The sequence below is a fragment of the Streptomyces sp. NPDC087270 genome (assembly GCF_044744625.1).
Classification (GTDB): domain Bacteria; phylum Actinomycetota; class Actinomycetes; order Streptomycetales; family Streptomycetaceae; genus Actinacidiphila.
The window spans coordinates 83773-99833 of the sequence record NZ_JBIUYR010000007.1; the positions used below are offsets into that span (position 1 = coordinate 83773).

11 protein-coding genes are annotated in these 16061 nt (G+C 74.4%); 7 read left to right on the forward strand and 4 right to left on the reverse strand.

All coding sequences use genetic code 11. The features are described from left to right. Positions 1-187 precede the first annotated feature (187 nt). A complete protein-coding gene (locus ACIPAE_RS15980; protein WP_402445585.1) occupies positions 188-4369 on the forward strand; it encodes a carboxypeptidase regulatory-like domain-containing protein in 4182 nt (1393 codons plus the stop codon). Between the two features lie 91 nt (positions 4370-4460). Here the strand turns inward: ACIPAE_RS15980 and ACIPAE_RS15985 are convergent, their stop codons facing one another. Together ACIPAE_RS15985 and ACIPAE_RS15990 are read right to left on the reverse strand one after the other, a co-directional pair. Then, positions 4461-5120 (reverse strand): alpha-ketoglutarate-dependent dioxygenase AlkB family protein, encoded by a 660-nt coding sequence (locus ACIPAE_RS15985; RefSeq protein ID WP_402445587.1) that lies wholly within the window; start codon positions 5118-5120, stop codon positions 4461-4463. After that, complete coding sequence (locus ACIPAE_RS15990; RefSeq protein WP_402445588.1) at positions 5117-5959, reverse strand: FadR/GntR family transcriptional regulator; 843 nt, start codon at positions 5957-5959, stop codon at positions 5117-5119. Before ACIPAE_RS15990 ends, ACIPAE_RS15985 begins: the two co-directional genes overlap by 4 nt. Before the next feature lie 433 nt (positions 5960-6392). Here ACIPAE_RS15990 and ACIPAE_RS15995 point away from each other — a divergent pair, with 433 nt between their 5' ends. Together ACIPAE_RS15995 and ACIPAE_RS16000 are read left to right on the forward strand one after the other, a co-directional pair. Next, a complete protein-coding gene (locus ACIPAE_RS15995; protein WP_402445917.1) occupies positions 6393-8129 on the forward strand; it encodes a 2-isopropylmalate synthase in 1737 nt (578 codons plus the stop codon). Positions 8130-8285: 156 nt separating this feature from the next. Continuing rightward, entirely contained in the window at positions 8286-8858 is a 573-nt protein-coding gene (locus tag ACIPAE_RS16000) for a hypothetical protein (protein ID WP_402445590.1), read from the forward strand. 96 nt (positions 8859-8954) lie between these two features. Here ACIPAE_RS16000 and ACIPAE_RS16005 read toward each other — a convergent pair whose 3' ends face one another. After that, on the reverse strand, positions 8955-9848 hold the full coding sequence (locus ACIPAE_RS16005; protein ID WP_402445919.1) for a 5'-3' exonuclease H3TH domain-containing protein: 894 nt from the start codon (positions 9846-9848) through the stop codon (positions 8955-8957). Between the two features lie 96 nt (positions 9849-9944). On the opposite strand from ACIPAE_RS16005, the gene ACIPAE_RS16010 reads away from it, so the two are divergent. Next, positions 9945-10898, forward strand: a complete 954-nt coding sequence (locus ACIPAE_RS16010) for a helical backbone metal receptor (protein ID WP_402445592.1) — start codon at positions 9945-9947, stop codon at positions 10896-10898. 57 nt (positions 10899-10955) lie between these two features. Then, the gene (locus tag ACIPAE_RS16015; RefSeq protein ID WP_402445594.1) at positions 10956-11960 is read left to right on the forward strand and encodes a DUF2510 domain-containing protein; all 1005 of its coding nucleotides are present in this window, start codon (positions 10956-10958) and stop codon (positions 11958-11960) included. A 92-nt stretch (positions 11961-12052) separates the two neighbouring features. Here the strand turns inward: ACIPAE_RS16015 and ACIPAE_RS16020 are convergent, their stop codons facing one another. Then, complete coding sequence (locus tag ACIPAE_RS16020) at positions 12053-13258, reverse strand: amino acid deaminase/aldolase (protein ID WP_402445596.1); 1206 nt, start codon at positions 13256-13258, stop codon at positions 12053-12055. A 677-nt stretch (positions 13259-13935) separates the two neighbouring features. Between ACIPAE_RS16020 and ACIPAE_RS16025 the strand changes: the two genes are divergently transcribed. Both ACIPAE_RS16025 and mycP read left to right on the forward strand, forming a co-directional pair. After that, entirely contained in the window at positions 13936-14706 is a 771-nt protein-coding gene (locus ACIPAE_RS16025) for a hypothetical protein (RefSeq protein WP_366412209.1), read from the forward strand. Continuing rightward, positions 14703-15968, forward strand: a complete 1266-nt coding sequence (gene mycP, locus ACIPAE_RS16030; RefSeq protein ID WP_402445598.1) for a type VII secretion-associated serine protease mycosin — start codon at positions 14703-14705, stop codon at positions 15966-15968. Before ACIPAE_RS16025 ends, mycP begins: the two co-directional genes overlap by 4 nt. Positions 15969-16061: the final 93 nt, after the last annotated feature.

Below are 16061 nucleotides of genomic sequence, written 5' to 3' on the forward strand. Positions count from 1 at the left end.
TGCCGTGTGGGCGCGGTGAGCCGGGTGGCGTAAACGTGACGGTCCGATGCGTGGCAACGATGTCAGGTATCCGTCAATGCGTAAAGGATTCCCATGGGGTCGGTGATGCACAGGTATACGCCAGCGGTTCGATCGGGCCGCAGCCGGCGAACACCCGGCATCAGGTCACGCCCAAGGGAGACCCACCTTGCGCATACCCTTCCTCAGACGCGGCGTGGTCGCCGCGCTCACGACTGCCGCGCTCGCCGCGCTGGGGCTGCAAGTGCCCCTGGCGGCAACGGCATCGGCCGCGCCCGCGGCCACCAAGTCCCATACCAGCGCGGTGCGTGCGTGCGGCACCCCCAAGCCCGGCCAGTTCTCCTGCTTCGCGCTGCGGCGTACCGACGTGCCCGCCAAGAAGGGGGTCCAGCCGCACGCCGCCACCCCGGCCGGCTTCGGCGCCGGCGACCTGCAGAGCGCGTACGCGCTTCCCGCGGACGGCGGTGCGGGCCAGACCGTCGCCATCGTCGACGCGTACGACGACCCGAACGCGGCGGCCGACCTGGCCGTCTACCGCGACCAGTTCGGGCTGCCCGCGTGCACCGTGGACAGCGGCTGCTTCACCAAGGTGAGCCAGCGCGGCGGCACCGACGACCTGCCCTCGCCCGACCCCGACTGGTCCGGCGAGATCTCCCTCGACATCGACATGGTCTCCGCGGCCGCCCCGAACGCCCACATCCTGCTGGTCGAGGCGGACACGGCGAACTTCGAGGACCTCGGCGCCGCGGTGGACGAGGCGGTCGCGCTCGGCGCGAAGTACGTCTCCAACTCCTACGGCACCGGCTACGACTCCACCCCCGGCAGCGGCGAGGACCCCTCCGAGGCGACCTCGATGGACCCGTACTACAACCACCCGGGCGTGGCGGTCGTGGCCTCCTCCGGTGACGGCGCCTACGGGGTGAGCTACCCGGCCGCCTCGCAGTACGTCACCTCCGTCGGCGGCACCGCGCTCACCAAGGACGCCGGCACCAGCCGCGGTTGGTCCGAGTCGGTGTGGAACAACGCCTACGGCGGCCCCGGTTCCGGCTGCTCGCTCTACGAGCCCAAGCCGGCCTTCCAGACCGACACCGCCTGCGACAACCGCACGGTCGCCGACGTCTCCGCGGTCGCCGACCCCGAGACCGGCGTCTCGGTCTACCAGACCTACGGTGGCGGCGGCTGGTCGGTGTACGGCGGCACCAGCGCGTCGTCCCCGATCATCGCGGGCGTCTACGCGTCGGCCGGCACCCCCGGCGACGGCACGTACCCGAACGCGTACCCCTACGCCCAGGCCGGCGCGCTCAACGACGTGACCACCGGCAACAACGGCAGCTGCACCCCGGCCGCCCTGTGCACCGCCGGTCCCGGCTACGACGGCCCGACCGGGCTCGGCACGCCCAACGGCCTGGCCGCGTTCCGCAGCGGCCCGCACGGCGTGATCACCGGCAAGGTCACCGACCACGCCACCGGCGACCCGATCTCCGGCGCGACCGTCAAGGCCGGTGACCACAGCGCCACTTCGGGCGCCGACGGCAGCTACAAGCTGGACATCCCGCCGGGCGCCTACGACCTGACCGCCTCCGCGTACGGCTACGCGGACGGCTCGGCCACCGGCGTGCAGCTCGACGACGGAGCCACCGTCACCGAGTCGTTCGCGCTGGACTCGGTGCCGCAGCAGACCGTCTCCGGCAAGGTCACCGACGGCTCCGGCCACGGCTGGCCGCTGTACGCGAAGATCACCGCGGCCGGCGTGCCCGGCGGTCCGGTCTTCACCGACCCGACCACCGGCGACTTCTCCCTGAAGCTGCCCCAGGGCAGCTCGTACACGCTGCACGTGACCGCGGACTACCCCGGCTACCAGGCCGTGGACAAGACGGTCACCGTGGGCACCGCCGACCAGACCGCCAACGTCTCGGTGCCGGTCGACCCGGCCTCCACCGACGCTCCCGGCTACTCGGTCTCGCTGAGCGGACCGACCGAGCCGTTCACCTCCACCACCGGCCCGCCGGACGGCTGGACCGTCTCCAACGCCGATGGCAGCAACGGCGGTTGGACCTTCGACGACCCGGGCTCCCGCGGCAACCTCACCGGCGGCGACGGCGGCTTCGCCATCGTCGACAGCGACCACATCGGGCAGGGCGCGAGCCAGGACACCTCGCTCGTGTCGCCGTCCTTCGACCTCAGTTCCGCCACCGGCCCGCTGCTGAGCTTCGACACCGACTACAAGTCGTACACCGGCTCCGTCGCCGACGTCGACGTCTCCACCGACGGCGGCAGCACCTGGTCCACCGTGTGGAACAAGACCACCACGGCCGTGAACGGCCACGTCGAGGTGCCGCTGACCGACTACGCGGGCAAGAGCGACGTCAAGGTGCGCTTCCACTACACCGGCGACTGGGCCTACTGGTGGGAGCTGGACAACGTCTTCGTCGGCCAGCGCAGTTACAACCCGGTGGCCGGCGGCATCGTGGTCGGCAACGTCACCGACGCCAACACCGGTGACGGCGTCAACGGCGCCACCGTCACCAGCGGCGACGCGCCCGACGACCACACCACCACCGTGGCCACGCCGGACGACCCCAACGTGGGCGACGGCTTCTACTGGCTCTTCTCGCACAAGACCGGCAAGCACCCGCTGACGGCGGCGGCCTCGCACTACACCTCCGCCACCGCCACCTCCAACGTGCCGTCCGACGGCGTCGTGGACACCGATCTCACCCTCAAGGCCGGGCAGTTGAGCGTGACGCCGGCCTCGATCGACAAGACCGTCGCCTGGGGCAAGAGCGCCACGCAGAAGGTCACCGTGAAGAACACCGGCACCGCGCCGGCCACCGTCACGGTGGGCGAGAACCCCGGCGGGGTCACGGTGCAGGCCAAGGGCGCGCCGCTCAACCTCGTCAAGGGCGACTACTCGCCGCTGGCCCTCGCCAAGCACGGCAGCGCCGGCGCCAAGCCCGGTGCGGGCAAGGCGGGTTCGGGCAAGGCCGGTGCCACGCCCCAGGCCGCGACCGCGGCGCAGGGCGCGGCCGGTGACGCCTGGCAGACCGTCCCCGACCTGCCGGTCGCGACCGGTGACAACACGGTCGACACCTGGCAGGGCACCGTCTACTCGGCGTTCGGCTTCACCGGCGCCACCGACACCAGCGACCTGTACGCGTACAGCGCGGACACCGGCGCGTGGACGAAGCTGGCCTCGGCCGCCGACACCCGCGAGTCGCCCGCGCACGGGATCATCGACGGCAAGCTCTACGCCGCCGGTGGCTGGGGCCCCGACGGCTCGCCCGACGCCAAGCTGGAGATCTACGACATCGCCGGCAACACCTGGTCGACGGGTGCGAACTCGCCCAAGCCGTACGCCGGTTCGGGCACGGCCGTACTCGACGGCAAGCTGTACTCGGTCGGTGGCTGCACCGCCACCGCCTGCGGCACCACCGACGTGACCGTGTACGACCCGGCCAGCGACTCCTGGTCGACGGCCGCGGCCTACCCGGAGTCGGTGGCGTGGGAGTCCTGCGGCGCGGTCGCGGGCAAGCTCTACTGCGCGGGCGGCACCACCGACGCCGGCAGCATCACCCACGGCTACGTCTACGACCCCGCCGCGGACTCCTGGTCGCCGATCGCCGACCAGCCCACCGACGCGTGGGGTTCCGCGTACACCGCCGCGAACGGCCTGCTGCTGGTCGAGGGCGGCGCCGTCAACAACGCCGCCGCGCTGACCAACCAGACCTGGGCGTACGACCCGACCGCCAACTCCTGGAGCGCGCTGCCCAACGCGAACTCCTCGCTCTACCGGGGTGGCGGCTCGGCCGGCTTCTACGCCGTCGGCGGTCTGGTCGGCAGCACGCCGGACGGCAGCGCCGAGGTGCTGCCCGGCTACGACCAGGTCGGCTCCACCGACGTCACGTGGCTGTCGGAGAGCACGGACACGGTGACGGTGCAGCCCGGCAAGAGCGCGAGCTTCACGGTCACGCTCGACGCGTCGGTGCCCGAGATCACCCAACCCGGCACCTACACCGCGTCGTTGAACCTCGCCAGTGACACGCCGTACCGGGTCGCCCCGGTCGGCGTCTCGTTCACCGTCAAGCCCCCGGCCACCTGGGGGAAGATCACCGGCGTCGTCTCCGCCTCCGGGGGCGCGCCGCTCGCCGGGGCGACGGTCCAGATCGACACCTGGGCCACGCACTACACCCTGAAGACGGCCACCGACGGGAGTTACGCGCTCTGGCTCGACACGCGTAACAACCCGCTCCAGCTCATCGTGGCGAAGGACGGCTACCAGCCGACCGTGGCCACGGTGAAGATCAAGAAGGGGGCCACCACGACGACGAACTTCGCGCTGCTGAAGGACTAGCCGCTGAAGGACTTGCGGCTTCCCGCGGCCCCCGTCGCCCGCCTTGCTGGTGGGCGACGGGGGCTCGCGCCGTTCCCCCGGGGCCGCTGGGTCACCCGGGGAGACCGGTGACCCGCAGTGTCAGGTTCAATCGTCCTGAGACGAGGCCCGTTGCCGGATCTCCGGTGTGGGGGCGGACCTTGGGGACGCCGTGGTAGGCGTAGCGCGAGGCGCCGCCGAAGACGAAGAGGTCCCCGGACTCCAACTCGACGTCGGTGTAGGGCTTCGTGCGGGTGCGGGTGTTGCCGAAGCGGAAGACGCAGGTGTCGCCGATGCTGAGGGAGACCACGGGGGCGTCGGAGCGCTCGTCCTTGTCCTGGTGCATCCCCATCGTGGCGGCGCCGTCGTAGAAGTTGACCAGCGCCGTGTCGGGTGCGTACCCGGCGCCCGCCGCCGGGTCCTGGTAGGCGTCGGCCACCGCCGCACGTCCCAACTCCGCCAGCCAGGAGGGGAATGCGGTCACCCGGGCACCGTTCACGTCGGGCGCGGTGCGGGAGTAGGCATAAGGGCGCCAGTGCCAGCCGACGCAGACGGTCTGTACGGACATCACCCCGCCGCGCGGCAGGCGGGTGTGCCGCATCGGTACCGGCCCGCTCGCCCATTCCCGGCAGGCGGCGACCAGTTCGCGCTGACGGTCCGGGGCGAGCCAGCCGGGCACGTGGACCGCGCCGGGCGCCGGGCTGCTGCGTGGCCGTGGCAGCAACGCGGTCACGACGGGTCGTCCTCGCCGTGCGGGTGACGGTCCCTCAGGTGGGCCTGGGTGGTGGAGAGTTCGTCACGCAGCACGCGCGCCGCGAGATCGGGTTCGCCCGCGGCGATCGCCTCCACCAGCGCCGCGTGTGCGGCCTCTCCGTGCTCCTCGTCGTGGGTGCGCACGTCCATCAGGTCGAGCAGCGCCAGCATGTTCTCCCGCAGCACGGGCGCGAACTCGGCGAACAGGTCGGTGAGCACGGGGTTGTACGCGGCGGCGACCACGGCGGTGTGCAGCGCGATGTCCGCGTCGATGAAGGCCGCGCCCGGTCCACCGGCCGCCCCGCCGCCGCTTCCGTTTCCGCTGCCGTCCCCGCCGTCGCCGTCGCCGTCGCCGTCGCCGTCGTCCGTACGGTCCGTACGGTCCGTGCCGTCCGAGCCGTCCGAGCCGTAGACGTCGTCGGCCGCCGTCGTCCGCACCGCGAGGGCCGTCCGCAGCGCCGCCACGTCCTCCGGTCTGCGCCGGACCGCCGCCAGCCGCGCGGCCTGGACCTCCAGCATCGCGCGCACCTCGTAGACGTCGGCCAGGGCGGCGCGCCGCAGCCGGGCCGGCCAGTCCTGGACCGGGCGGTCGGCGATGACGAAGACCCCCGCGCCCTGCCGGGTCCGCACCATCCCCGCGCCCGCCAGCGCCCGCAGCGCCTCGCGCACGGTGGAGCGGCCCACCCCCAGCAGGGTGGCGAGCGTGGTCTCACCGGGCAGCTTCGTGCCGACCGGCCACTGCCCGCCGGTGATCTGCTCCCGCAGCCGCTCCGCCGCCTGCTCGACCAGCGGGCTGGGCCGCAGCGAACCGAGCGCCATTGCCGTCTCCACCTCTCCGTCCACCCCCCGGGGCCCCGACTCTATCGGCTGGGATGACCTCTCAGCTTGTCTGAGGACCTGAGATGTGACTAAGGTGTCCGCCATGACGCAGCGGAGCCTTCTTCTCGGCCGCCGCGGCGGGGCCTGAGGAGACCGGCACCCCGCCGCGGGGTTTCGTGCTGCCGGTCGACCAACCGGCGACCACGAACGGATCGGCCCCACCATGACCACGCACCCCGCACACCACCCGGCCGGCGGCGCCCGCCCGGGCGACCCGCACCCCGCCCAGCCACCGGCCGGCGCCGTACCCGCCGCCCGGCCCGACGCCTCCACCGGCAGCGCCCCCGGCGACGCCGCGGCGCCCGCGCTGCGCACCCCGGCCGGCCCGGTGCCCGCCGGAGCCCCCTGGTGGAACCCGCAGCGCGGCAGCGCGATGCCGTACCACCGCTACCGGCCCGCGCGGGAGCGCGTCGAGGTGCGGACCACCGGCGGACGGTACTGGCCCTCCCAGCGGATCGAGCACGCGCCGCTGTGGGTCCCGGTGGACCTGCGGGACGGCAACCAGGCGCTCGCCGAGCCGATGGACCCGGCCCGCAAGCGCCGGATGTTCGACGTCCAGGTCGCGATGGGCTTCAAGGAGATCGAGGTCGGCTACCCCTCGGCGAGCCGCGCCGACTTCGACTTCGTCCGCCGCCTCGCCACCTCCGGCGCGGTACCCGACGACGTGACCGTGGTCGTGTTCACCGCGGCCCGGGCCGACCTGATCGAGCGGACCTTCGCCTCGATCGCCGGCCTGCCGCGCGCGGTGGTGCACCTGTACACCGCGACCGCGCCGGTCTGGCGCGAGGTCGTCATCGGCCGGGAGCGGGCCGAACTGCGCGCGCTCATCGAGGAGTCGGCCACCTTGATGGCCCGGCTCGGGGACGGGCGGCCCGGCGTGCGCTTCCAGTTCTCGCCCGAGGTCTTCAACCTCACCGAGCCCGACTACGTCCTGGAGGTCTGCAACGGCCTGACCGCGCTGTGGGACGCAGCCCCGGACCGCCCGGTGATCCACAACCTCCCGGCCACCGTGGAGATCGCCACGCCCAACATCTACGCCGACCAGATCGAGTACATGCACCGCCACCTCGACCGCAGGGACGCGGTGATCCTGTCGGTGCACCCGCACAACGACCGCGGCACCGGGGTGGCCTGCGCCGAACTCGCCCTGCTCGCCGGGGCGCAGCGGGTCGAGGGCTGCCTGTTCGGCAACGGCGAGCGCACCGGCAACGTGGACCTGGTCACCCTCGCGCTGAACCTGCACACCCAAGGCGTCGACCCCATGCTGGACTTCTCCGACATCGACGCGATCCGCGCCACCGTCGAGTACTGCAACCGCCTGCCGGTGCCCGGCCGCCACCCCTACGTCGGGGACCTGGTGCACACCGCCTTCTCCGGCACCCACCAGGACGCCATCAAGAAGGGCTTCGAGCACCACGCCCGCCGCGCCGCCGAGTTGGGCCTGCCGCCGGCCCAGGCGCCCTGGGACGTGCCCTACCTGCCGATCGACCCCGCCGACCTCGGGCGCGACTACGAAGCGGTGATCCGCGTCAACAGCCAGTCCGGCAAGGGCGGTATCGCCTACCTGCTCAAGGACCGGTACGGCCTGGACCTGCCGCCGGCCCTGCGCGCCGACTTCTCCCGGATCGTGCAGGCCGCCGCCGACGACAGCGGTGAGGAGGTCACCGCGAAGGCCCTGTGGGACCTCTTCCAGAGCGCCTACCTCATGCCCGCCGACCGCGGCCCGCTCACCCTGACCGGCTGGCACGCCGCCGAAGTCGCCCCGGGACGCCACGAGTTCACCGGCACCCTGCACGACGCCACTGCCGAGGACGCGGCGGACCCGGCGAACCAGGCGGCCCCGGACCGCGGTCGTACGGTCACGGGCGCCGGCAACGGGCCGCTGTCCGCGCTCGCCGACGCGCTGGCGACCGCGGGCGTCCCCGTGCACATCGAGCACTACGCCGAACACGCCACCGGCCCCGGCCCCGACAGCGCGGCGGTCGCGTACGTCCGGATCAGGTCGGGCGAGGACACCTGGTGGGGCGCGGGACAGGACACCTCGGTGCTCACCGCCTCGGTCCGCTCGGTGCTCGCCGCCGTCAACCGGGCGCGCGGGAAAGCGTCCTGACCGGCGCCGACTCGACCTCCGACAAGGAGAAGTGACGCTGCGTCACGCTGTACGGCCCCGCCGCGCACACCGCGTGGCGGGGCCGAACGTGCTGCCGGGAACGCGGACTTCGGGGTTCCTGGTGACGCGGATCGCGGTCGGCGGGAGCATGGCGCCATGCAGTACGTGGGATCGTCGAGCCGGCTGATGAGAATCGACACGCCTGTCGGCCTCCTGATGGGGTTGTACCTCCGTGACGCCGCCGGTCTGCAGCCGGTCGTGGCGGTCGAGGTGCCGGCCGTGGTGCCTGCCGTCGAGATCCGGGCGGACCTCGCTCCGCTCGCCGTACCGGCGGCGTCGGTGCAGTGGGCGCGCTGGTGGGACCAGGAGTTGGCGAGGCAGGACGGACCCGGGCGAGGTTTCCACCGGCCGGACCGTGGGTTCAAGGGCGCGGAACTCGGCGCGCTGGTGGACGCGTGCCATGACGACGCCGCGCGGTGGAGCGCCGACCGGCACCACGAAGCCTCGCCGCTCAGGACACCCGGCAGCGAGAACGGCCTTGTGGCCGCGGTGGAGGCGGAGATCGGCCGCAGGGCCCGCCCGTTCGAGCTGACGATCACCGTGCTGCCCGTCGCGGGATCGGCCGGCTGGAGGGTGTCCGCCGGCCATGTCGTGGTCAGCCGCGCCTTCCGCGCGGACAAGGCGGCCTACCGCCAGTGGCTCACACAGGTCATCCGCGAGTCGGCCTGAGCGCCGGGGCGCGCGCTGCTGCGCCCCTCGGGTGAGCGCCGGGGCGGTGACCCGGCGGCTCAGGTCGTGCCGCTCCCGGTGGGGCCGACCGGCGGCTCAGCCCAGTGCCGCGAGCAGGCGGGAGAGCGGGTTGGCCAGTCCCCAGCGCTCGGTGAGGGCCGCGAGAGCGGCCGGGTCCGCGGGCCGGGACGGAAGCGTGGCGTCGAACGCGGGAAGCGGAACGTCGGTGGCGACGCGCACCACCTTGGGGGCCACGTCGAGATACCCGGAGGCCGCGAGGATGTTCCGGCGGCGGGCCGGGGTGAGCTTGGAGAACGGCTCGTCGGCGGCGGAGCGGACACCGGCCAGGTCGCCGTAGAGGGTGACCAGTTCGGCCGCGGTCTTCTCGCCGATGCCCTTGACCCCCGGCAGTCCGTCGCTCGGGTCACCGCGCAGCGCGGCGAAGTCGGCGTACTGGTCCGCCCGGACCCCGTAGCGGGTCGCGATGGCCTCCGCGTCGATCACGTCGCAGTCGCCGACGCCCTTGCGCGGGTAGAGCACGCGCACCCCTCGGTCGTCGTCGACGAGCTGGAAGAGGTCGCGGTCGCCGGTGACGATGGCCACGGGCCCGGTGGAGGCGGTGGCGAGGGTGCCGATCACGTCGTCCGCCTCGTAGTCCGGCACGCCGACCCGGGCGATGCCGAGCGCGTCGAGCACCGCCTCGATCACCGGGACCTGCGGGGAGAGCGTGTCGGGCACCTCCTCGCTGCCCGCCTCGGGGTCGGCGACGCGGTGCGCCTTGTAGGAGGGGATGAGGTCGACCCGCCACTGGGGCCGCCAGTCCGCGTCCATGCACGCCACCAGCGCGGTGGGGGAGTGGTCGGTGACGAGCCGCGCGATGAAGTCGATCAGGCCGCGCACCGCGTTGACCGGGGTGCCGTCGGGCGCCCGCACCGACTCCGGCACCCCGAAGTACGCGCGGAAGTAGAGGCTGGCGGTGTCGAGCAGCAGCAGCTCCCCGCCGGTGCGGTCGCCGCCGCCTGGCTTCTTGTTCGTCACGCGGCCAGCATCGCACGCCCCACCGACAGGCCGCCGTACCGTGGGGTGATGACCGAACAGGAGCCCGTCCGGCCGGCGGTACGGCGGGTGGTGTCCCTGGTGCCGTCGCTGACCGAGGCGGTCGCCGCGACCGCGCCCGGTCTGCTCGTCGGCGCCACCGACTGGTGCACCCATCCGGCCGACCTGGACGTGGCGCGGATCGGCGGCACCAAGAACCCCGACACGGCCGCGGTCGCCGCCCTCGCCCCCGACCTGGTGATCGCCAACGAGGAGGAGAACCGCGCGCCGGACCTGGCCGACCTGCGGGCGGCCGGGCTGCGGGTGCTGGTCACCGAGGTCCGCTCGCTGCCGCAGGCGTTCGCCGAGCTCCACCGGGTGCTGGTCGACGGCTGCGGTCTGCGCCGGCCCGGTTGGCTGGACGCCGCCGAGTCCGCGTGGCGCGACCTGCCGCCCGTGCGGACGGACGAGCAGGACAGCGCGCGGTCGGACGGGCACGACAACGTACGCGCGCCCGCGTCCCGCGACGTACCGGACGACGTGCCCGCCGACGGGCCGCAGCACGTACACCCCGGCGGGTCCGCTCCGGCGGCGGGGCGGCGGCTGCGCGCGGTCGTCCCGATCTGGCGGCGCCCCTGGATGGCGCTCGGCCGCGACACCTTCGCCGGAGACCTGCTCGCCCGCCTCGGTATCGACCACGTCCTCGCCGACCACGACGAGCGCTACCCGCGCTTCGACCCGGCCGGCCTGCCCGCCCCCGACCTCGTCGTGCTGCCCGACGAGCCCTACCGCTTCACCGCGGACGACGGCCCCGAGTCGTTCCCGGGGCTGCCCGCCGCGCTGGTCAGCGGACGGCACCTGACCTGGTACGGACCCTCGCTGGTGGAGGCGCCCGCGGTCCTCGGGGCGGCGCTGCGCGGCGCCCGGGCGTACCCCGCGCCACCGGCCGGCGGCAGGCGCCCGCGGCGCACGCGCGGCCCCGGCGGCACCGGACCCGGGGCGTGACCGGGATGTGACCCCCGTCCTTACAGGATTCTCATGCTGGGGCCATAAGGTGACGCCGTGACGACGACGACCCCGCCCGGCTGGTACCCAGAGCCCGGGCACACAGGCAACGGCCCGGCCATGGAACGCTGGTGGGACGGGACCACGTGGACGGAGTACACCAGGACGGCGCCCGTGCCGACCGGTGCCCCCGCGAACGGGCAGCAGCTCTACGGCGGCCAGCCCTCGTACGCGCCGTACCCCTCGGGTGACGTCATAGGCTCGCCGGGCGGCGGCAACCGGCGCCCGCGCACCGTGGCGATCGCCATCGTGGTCGCGCTCGTCGTCATCGGCGGCATCGTCGCCGCGGTCGTCGCGGTGGGCAACAACGGCAGCGACAGCGCCGACAAGAAGAGCAGCCCGGCGCCGAGCGCCACCCTGCCGCAGCACACCGGCGGGCCGCAGGACCCGCAGTCGCAGAACCCGGACGACCCGAGCAACCCCGACGACCCCGGCGCCCCCTCCGACGGCGGCCCGGCCGTGGACCTCCTCGACGGCATCAGCCTGCCCGTCCTCGACGGCTGGACCGGCGGCACCTCCCAGGACGGCAGCGCCAGCGTCTCCACCGGCAGCTACGACTGCCCCAACGACACCACCGGCCAGCAGTCCTGCTCGCTCGGCGGCGCCTACTCGGAACCCGCGAAGTCGCTGAAGATCACCGCGACCACGGCCGAGGCCGCCGCCAAGCAGGACATCGCGGGCAACGCGTCCTCGTCCTACAACTCCGACACCTACGGCGCGACGACCTCGCACCAGCAGCTCCAGTCCAAGGCGGTCACCGTCGCCGGACAGCAGGGCTACCTGGTCCGCTGGAAGATCAGCACCAAGTCGGGCACCGGCGGCTACGTCGAGTCGCTCGCGTTCCCGTCCCCGAGCCACAGCAGCCAGATCGTCATCGTCCGCTTCGGCTTCGACATCACCGCCAAGGCGCCCGGTCAGGACGTCATCGACCAGATCACCCAGGGCATCAAGGCCGACAGCAGCGCCGGCTCCGGCGGGAGCACGGGCGGCACCGGCGTCTGACCGGTGGCCCGGGCGCCTGACAGCCCCGGCCGCCGCCGATCCGGCAACGAGGCGGCGGCTCCCCGACCGTTCGGGAGCCGCCACCTCGCCGCTCACAGGAACGTTTTGCCCTCGCCCCGGTACGTCGGCACCTCCGCCACCACCCGGTCGCCCTCGATCAGCCGCAACCGGTCGAAGCGCTCGCACAGTTCGCCCGCCTTCGCGTGCCGGAACCACACCTTGTCGCCGATCAGCAGGTCGTCGGCGGCCGAGCCGAGCAGCGGGGTCTGCACCTCGCCCGGACCCTCCTGCGCGTCGTAGCGCAGCCCCTCCGGCAGGTACGGCACCGGCAGCCGGTCCGGGCCGGCCGCGCCCGAGGCCGGGTAGCCGCCGCCGAGCACCGTGACCACGCCGACGCCGGGGCGGCGCACCACGGGCAGGCCGAACAGCGCGGCCGGGCGGCCCCGGAAGGACGTGTAGTTGTCGAACAGCCGCGGCACGTAGAGGCCGGAGCCGGCCGCGATCTCGGTGACCGCGTTCTCGGCCGCGGTGGACTGCACGCTGCCGGTGCCGCCGCCGTTGACGAACTCCAGGTCGGGCACGACCGCGCGGACCGCCCGCACCGCCTCCGCGCGCCGCGCCGCCAGCTCCCGGCGTGCCGCGGACTGCATCAGCCGGATCGCCAACGACCGTGCGGGGCGGCCCTTCAGCGTGTCACCGACCCCCGCGATGTGCCCTTCGTAGGCCATGATGCCGACCACCCGGAACCCCGGCCGGGCACCGATCGCGCGGGCCGTGTCGGCTATGCGCTCCGGCGAGTGCAGCGGCGAGCGCAGCGCGCCGATCCGCAGCCGGCCGCCCAACTTCCGCAGACTGGTGTCGAGTTCGAGACAAACGCGGACCGTCTCGGTGCCGCCCGCACCGCGCGCCGCGTCGATCAGGTCGAGCTGCGCGAGGTCGTCGACCATCACCGTGACCGTACGGGCCAGCTTCGGGTCGGCGGTCAGCTCGGCGAAGCCGTCCCGGTCGGCGGACGGGTAGGCCAGCAGCACGTCGGTGAAACCGGTGCGGGCCAGCCACAGCGACTCGGCGAGGGTGAAGGACATGATGCCCTCGAAACCCTCACGGGCCAGGGCGCGTTCGAGCAGCGCGCGGCAGCGCACCGACTTCGAGGCGATCCTGATCGGCTTCCCGCCCGCCCGCCGGACCAGGTCCGCGGCGTTCGCGTCGAAGGCATCGAGATCGACGATCGCCAGCGGCGCGTCGAGGTGCGCGGTGGCCCGGTCGTACCGGACCCGGTCGGCAGTGCGGTGGGCCATGGACGCAGCCTGCCAGACACACCTACCGAGCGGTAGACCCCTCGGCTCCGCCCAGTGGCAACCGCACCCCGCGGCAACCCCGTAGAGTGACGCGCACATCGACGGGAACGGTCACGAGGGAGCGCCGGGTGAGCACCGGAGTGGACAACGGAAGCACCCCGCCTGCTTCCTTCCCCACCCTCCATCCCACCGCCGGCCGACCGCCGGCCGGGCCGCCCCCGCCGCCACCCGGCCCACCTGGCTCACCTGGCCCACCCGGCCCACCGGAACGGGAGCGCTCAACTCCCGTGCCCCCGCCGCCTTCCGTGCCGCCCCGGCCCGCCGCGCAACCGCTGCCGGCGGAGCAGCCGCACCAGGCGCCGCCGTCCGCGGTCCCGCCCTCGGCGTTTCCGCCCCCGCCGGCCGGACCACCGGCCACGGCGACCCCGCGCACCTCTCCCACGATGCCCCCGGCGCCGCCGTCCCGCCCCCCGGCGACCGCGGCGGCCCCCGTCATACCGCCGCCCCCGGCATCCCCGCCGCCCGCACCGGCCGTTCCCCCGGCGCCCGTTGAGCCGCCTGCCGCAGCCGCAGCCGCAGCCGAGTCTGTGCCGCCGCCGGTGCCGCCCGCGCCTGCGTACCCGCACCCGGTCGTCCCCGCGCCGCCGGCCAGGGCCGCGTCCACCCGGAGCCGGCGGGTGCTCGCCGCCGCGTGCCTGGTGGTCGGGCTCGGCCTGGTCGGCGGGGCCGTCGCGGGCGCCGTGATCACGCACAGTCCGCACCCGCCCGCGCCGGTCGCGGACGGCAGCCCGCAGGCGTTCGCGCAGGCCCGCGACGTGTGGCGCAACACCCCGGTGGACAAGCTGTTCCCGCCCTCCGTCGACGGCAAGGACGGCGGGCCCGGCGGCGCCGACCGCTCCTGGACCCGGATCGGCGTGGCCGCGCCCGCGAGTTGCACCGGTGCCTTCGACCCGCTGCTCCAGCAGGTGCTGGCGCCGGCCGGCTGCACACGCCTGCTGCGCGCCACGTACGTCGACAGCACCTCGACCACCGTCACCACGGTCGGCCTGCTCGTCGGCTCCGGCCAGGCCCCGGCGATGAACGCGCTCGCCAAGCGGTGGACCGACCAGCACCTCGGCGAGCGGATCGACCTGCTGCCGAAGCCCGTCGCGTTCCCCGGCACCCCCGCCGCCCGCTTCGGGGACCGCCAGCGCGGGAGTTGGGACGTCCAGGTCTCCGCCGACCTGCCGTTCGTGGTCTACGCCGTCAGCGGTTTCGCCGACGGCCGCACCGTCCCCCAGCCGCAGCCCGCGGACAAGGCCGACGCGCAAGGCGCCACCACCCCGCCCGCGCAGGCCGGACTCGGCTTCGACGCCACCGGGCTCGCCTCCGCCGTCGACGACCACCTGCAGACGGCCGTCGCCGCGCTGCGCCACCCGCCGACCACCGGCCCGGAGCACCACGGATGACCCCCGCCCAGCGCGCACGCGGCGCCGCGACTCCGGTCGCCACCACGCCCGCCGCCACTTCCGCTCGTCGCCCGGCGCGCGCCACCAGCGCCGCCGTCCGCGCCCTCGCCGCGCTGGTGGCGGCCGGTGCGACGGTCGCGCTCGCCGCCGCTCCCGCCGCCGCCGACAGCGCACGCGCCTCCGACTGGGCGCTGTCCGCGCTGCACGCGCAAGCCGCGTGGCGGACCACCAAGGGCGCCGGCGTCACCGTGGCGGTGCTGGACACCGGCGTCGACCCGACCCACCCCGACCTCACCGGCCAGGTGCTCCAGGGCAAGGACGAGGTCGGGTTCGGCGCGAAACCCGGTGACAAGGCGTGGGCCAAGCACGGCACCGGGATGGCGGCGATCATCGCCGGACACGGCCACGGCCCGGGGAACGGCGACGGCGTGCTCGGCATCGCCCCGCAGGCCCGTATCCTGCCGGTCCGGGTGATCCTGGAGGACAAGGACCCGCAGCGGCAGAAGGCCAGGACCGACCGCGGCGACGCCCTGCCCGCCGGCATCCGCTGGGCCGTCGACCACGGCGCCGACGTCATCAACCTCTCGCTCGGCGACGACAGCGCCACCGCGGCGCCGGTCGCCGCCGAGGACGACGCGATCCGCTACGCGCTGGGCAAGGGCGTCGTGGTCGTCGCGTCCGCGGGCAACGGCGGCGACGCCGCCGACCGCTCGTCCTACCCCGCCGCCTATCCCGGGGTGATCGCCGTGGCGGCGGTCGACCGGCACGGCGAGCACGCCTCCTTCTCCACCCACCGGTGGTACGCGTCCGTCTCCGCGCCCGGCGTCGAGGTCGTCATCGCCGACCCCGACCGGACCTACTACAACGGATGGGGCACCAGCGCGGCCTCCGCGTACGCCTCGGGGGCCGCCGCGCTGATCCGCTCCGCGAACCCGAAGCTCAGCCCGGCGCAGGTCAAGCAGGTGCTGGAGGAGACCACGCGGGACAAGCCCGCGGGCGGGCGGAACGACGAGGTCGGCACCGGGCTGATCGACCCCGCGGCCGCGCTCGCCGCGGCGAAGAAGCTCAAGCCGGCCCCGGTGCTGCCCACGCCCGCGGCCTACCCGCACGCGTACTTCGCGCCCGGCCCGACCGCCCCGCCCGCGGCGGCCTCCTCGTCCCAGCTCCTCGCCAACGGCGCGGCCACCGCCTTCGCCGCGGTCGGCGCCGCCCTCATCGCCGTGGCGGGCCTGCTCTACTTCCGGGTCCGCCGGCGGACCTGAGAGCGGGTTCGCACCGCGCGGCACGGCGGAAGGCGCGGGGCGTCGGTGGGCGGCCAGGGCCGTGGTGTGGCGGTGCCGGCGGCACCGCGCCGG